Genomic DNA, 4,026 nt, shown 5'->3' with positions numbered 1-4,026 from the left:
TCTGCGAGGTCAGGCCGTAAGGCGGCTACGGGACGCCTGATGCATTTGCCGGTCAGGGAGGCTAATGTAGGAACCATGACCGACGACAAGGTGAAGCGACGACTGACCACCGTGCTGTGCGCTGACGTGTACGGCTATTCTCGTCTCATGGAAGCAGACGAGACCGGAACGCTGGAGACGCTCCGCCGCTACCGCACGGCCATTGCGCGATTGGTCGAGCGTCACGACGGCCGCATCGTGAATACCTGGGGCGATGCCGTGATCGCCGAGTTCGCCAGCGTCGTCGAGGCCGTGCAATGCGCGGTCGAGATTCAGCAGGAAATCTCCCAGCAGGATTCGGACGCGCCTCAGGCAAACCCGATGCGGTTTCGCATCGGCATCAACCTCGGCGATGTGATGGTGGACGGCTCCGACATCTACGGCGACGGGGTCAATATCGCCTCGCGGCTGCAAGAACTCGCAGAACCCGGCGGCGTCGTGATCTCGAGCTCCGTCTACGATCAGGTGCACAACAAATTATCCGTTGGCTTCGACTGCCTCGGCCAGCGCCCCATGAAGAACATTGCTCCCCTGACCAGCTATCGGTTGACCCTGGGCGGCCGGACCGCCGGGCAAGGGAGCTTCCCGATCGAGGAAAGCCCAACTCCCCGAGAGACAGCTCGTGCTCCGCGGACTGGCGACAGGCACGAGCCATCCTCGTGGACGCAAGTCGTGTTGGATTGGCTAGCGAAGCTACCCCGCCCGGTTGCAGCAGCCCTCACGGTCTCGGCCTTTCTGATTCTGATCAATGTTTTCACGAGCCATAAGATCTGGTTCCATTGGCCAGTCGCAGCCATTCTCTTCGGTGTCGTCTTGCGGACGGCGCTTCGAGCTCGACCTGAATCGGATCGCAGGGGCGAGCGCTGAACGAGGCAGCACGACCGCATCTTCGCGCCTACCGCTGCATACCATGCGCCAGGGAGCGCTAGTCGTCATCGTCATAGGGACGCGGTTGCGCCTGCGGAGGTGGCGGCGGCGCACTGTTATAGCGCGGCGGCGGTGCAGCGCGATTGCGAGGGGCCTGCTGCTGCGGCGGCATCTGGTTATTGGACTGGAACACCGCACGGCAGCCGCTGGAGAGTTGCGGTGTGTTCTGTTGCAAGCAAGCCGTGATGCGGCTTACGTCCGGAATCTGGTCGCTGCACAGCCGCCACACATCCGGCGTGCAGGCCATCTGCTGTTCCATCGTGCCGCGATATTCCTGTGCGGACGCCGCGCCCTGCGCGACGATGCCGCCGATCGCAAGCGCCAAACCCAGCGCCATCCGCTCTGCTCGCATGTCCAGATCCTTCTCGATTCTCTCGAATTCTCTTCAATCAATGAGACGCAAGCTGGTTCTGGACCAACAAAAAAATGTGAAAGCGGCGCTGGAACCTTATTCGATTTTGCCGACTACGGCTTTTTGCCCGTTTCCGTGTGCCGCGCTTTCGCGTCCATCGGCGTCATGCCGAAACGCCGCCGAAATGTCCGGTGAAAATACGAGACGTCGTTGAAGCCGGAGAGATGGGCGATGTCGCTGATCTTGCCCGTCCGGTGCATCGGATCGCGCAGCATCCGTGCCGCCCGCAGTAGCCGCTGCTCCAGCACGAACTCCGAGAACGTGACGCCGCTGCGCTCGAACAGCAATTGAATGGTGCGAGGGCTGGCGCGATGGCGCCGCGCGAGGTCGGCGAGCGTGAGGCCGCCGTCGAGCCGCGCCAGAATGTCGGCCTTGATGGCTTCCAGCCGAGCCGCGGCGAGGCCGCGCTCCTTCGCCTGTTCGGTGGCGTCGCGCCTGCCGCCGAGCACCAGCACCATCAAATCCATCAGGTGTTGCGAAACGGCGTGCTGCGCCAGCGCATCGAGTCCCGGGGCGTGCTGAACCGCGAAGTCGTAATATCGATGCAGCAGCGCAGTGAGCGCGGGGTTATGATCGAGCGGCCGCGCAACGCTGTCTTCGGCATCGGGGCAATAAGACAGCAGCGTCTTGCGGTCGAACAAAGCGGCCTTGTTGCCGCCCTTCTCGAGCTGCGAGACGAATGCGCCCTTGATGGAGGCGTCGATGAGACTGATGCCCAGCGGCGCCACTTCGAGCGCACGACGGCCCATGACCGCTTGCAACGGCGAATCCGGCGCCATCAGCAACGCCAGATTGTCGCTGGCGTTGAGCGTCATAAATCTGATCGGCGTGCCGTTGCAGAAGGATATCGTTGCCTGCGGCAACATCACCGCTTTGACGTCGCAGTGAAAAGAGCCGTCGGACAAGGGCGCAAGATCGGCTGCCATCACGCGGCGGCAAAATTCCTCCCGCCACATCTCATAGGCCGGCCCATTCGGGTCGCCGCTATAGCCCAGGCGCGGCGCGCCATGGATCGATTGGTCATCGGCCGCCATCGGCGCGCGTCTCCAGGCTGGTGTAGCGGAATACCAATATCGCGCTGGCGGCTGCGTGCAACGCACCTCAAACAAGGTTGCGCGCCAAGCCATATAAATTTGCGGCTCTGTCCATTTGGTGCGTCAACGCACCGCGCCGCCGGCCCGGCCGTGCGTGGCATCGCCGCAACAGGCCGGTGCAAACCGGCGTCCTTGCGCCTTGAGCCATAATGCGTTTCGCATGACTCCAAGAAGCGCCGCGGCGTTCCCGCTAGCAGTTCAGAAACTGCCCCAAGGGAATTGTCGATGCCGATTGGAATACAGACCCGCGCGCAAGACGCCGTGACGGCGACCGTCCTGCGCAACAGGCTGCTCGTCACTACAACGCTGGCGCCGATCATGCTCGGGGGACTGCTCGCGCTGGCACCCGGCCCGGTGTTTGCAGCCTGCACCGTGGCCGGCACCGGCGTCATCGGCGCGCTCAATCCGGGTGACGTTGCGACCTGCACCGGCCTCGGCAATACTGACCATATCAACGCCACAGGCGGCAGCAACGTCACGGTCAATATCGGCGATGGTACGTTGACATCGCTCCTGCCCGGCGCCGGAATTCCCGCGATCGTTTATGACGGCACGTCGAATTCGAACGTGACCATAAATAATCAGGCCACGGTCTCCACCTACAGCGGAGCCGTCCTCCTGTCCAACGGCTCGAACAACAACAGCGTCACGATCGCGGTCGGTGCGATTGCCGAGGGCACAGGCAACGCCGAAGCGGCGATCGTCATCGATAATTCAAATGGCAACCTCGTCCACGTTCGGGGATCCGCGGCCGGCCCCGGAGGAACCGTGACAGGGCTCCGAATCAGCGGAACGTCGATCGCGAACGTCATCAATGTCTATCAGGGCGGATCGATCACCGGCGGCCATACCGGCGTGCAGTTCATTGCTGGCGGCAACACCCTCATCAATGCCGGCACGATCTCCGGCGGCTTCTTCATCGCCATCCAGGGCTCTTCCGGTATCGATACCATCGTCAACTCCGGGACCATCTCGGGCGGTGGCAGCGGAGCGATCGACCTGTTCGGGGGCGATGACGTGCTCGCCCTCGCCCCCGGCTCGACGATCACCGGGTTTGTGCGCGGCGGCGCCGGCACCGACACGCTGAATTTTGGCGGCACCGGAAGCGCCACGTTCGACCTCGGAACTCTCAGCCCCGGCCTGCAATATGACGAGTTCGAGCAACTGACCAAGACTGGCTCTTCAGTCTGGACACTCACCGGCGCCACAGCCTTCAACGGCGCGATGACGGTAGACGCAGGCGGCCTGATCGTGAACGGCACATTGCCGTCGGTGGTCACCGTCAATGGCGGCTATCTCGGCGGCACCGGCACGGTCGGCGGCATCGTCGTCAACAATGGCGGCACGGTTGCCCCCGGCAATTCGATCGGGACCCTCAACGTCAGCGGCAATGTCACCTTCAATGCCGGCTCGACCTTTCAGGTCGAGATCAACGCCGCCGGCCAGTCCGACAAGATCGCGGCAACCGGAACAGTGACGCTCAATGGCGGCACGGTGCAGATCGTTCCGGTTGGCGCGGGCTTCCTCGCCAACACCCAATACACGATCCTCACC

The 4,026-nt window shown here is 63.1% G+C and carries 3 protein-coding genes and 1 pseudogene; 2 read left to right on the top strand and 2 right to left on the bottom strand.

The window, feature by feature from the left end; genetic code table 11:
* The first annotated feature begins 75 nt into the window (after positions 1–75).
* Positions 76–906, top strand: a complete 831-nt coding sequence (locus tag ACXJL8_RS35840) for an adenylate/guanylate cyclase domain-containing protein (protein ID WP_456617493.1) — start codon at positions 76–78, stop codon at positions 904–906.
* 58 nt (positions 907–964) lie between these two features.
* On the opposite strand, the gene ACXJL8_RS35835 is transcribed toward ACXJL8_RS35840, so the two are convergent.
* Entirely contained in the window at positions 965–1,318 is a 354-nt protein-coding gene (locus tag ACXJL8_RS35835) for a hypothetical protein (protein ID WP_456617492.1), read from the bottom strand.
* Positions 1,319–1,431: 113 nt separating this feature from the next.
* Positions 1,432–2,412, bottom strand: coding sequence for a helix-turn-helix transcriptional regulator (locus ACXJL8_RS35830; protein ID WP_456617491.1), 981 nt, complete (start codon positions 2,410–2,412; stop codon positions 1,432–1,434).
* Positions 2,413–2,697: 285 nt separating this feature from the next.
* On the opposite strand from ACXJL8_RS35830, the pseudogene ACXJL8_RS35825 reads away from it, so the two are divergent.
* Positions 2,698–4,026: pseudogene (locus ACXJL8_RS35825) on the top strand (autotransporter outer membrane beta-barrel domain-containing protein); the annotation flags it as partial.

The organism is Bradyrhizobium sp. P5_C11_2 (genome assembly GCF_054049755.1).
Note: the sequence above shows the minus strand (reverse complement) of the source record. Positions and strands in the feature narration are given on the sequence as shown.

Bases quoted from the DNA above. Each gene is read 5' to 3' on its own strand.
- ACXJL8_RS35830 (WP_456617491.1), bottom strand. From the start codon at position 2,412: ATGGCGGCCGATGACCAATCGATCCATGGCGCGCCGCGCCTGGGCTAT.
- ACXJL8_RS35840 (WP_456617493.1), top strand. From the start codon at position 76: ATGACCGACGACAAGGTGAAGCGACGACTGACCACCGTGCTGTGCGCT.
- ACXJL8_RS35835 (WP_456617492.1), bottom strand. From the start codon at position 1,318: ATGCGAGCAGAGCGGATGGCGCTGGGTTTGGCGCTTGCGATCGGCGGC.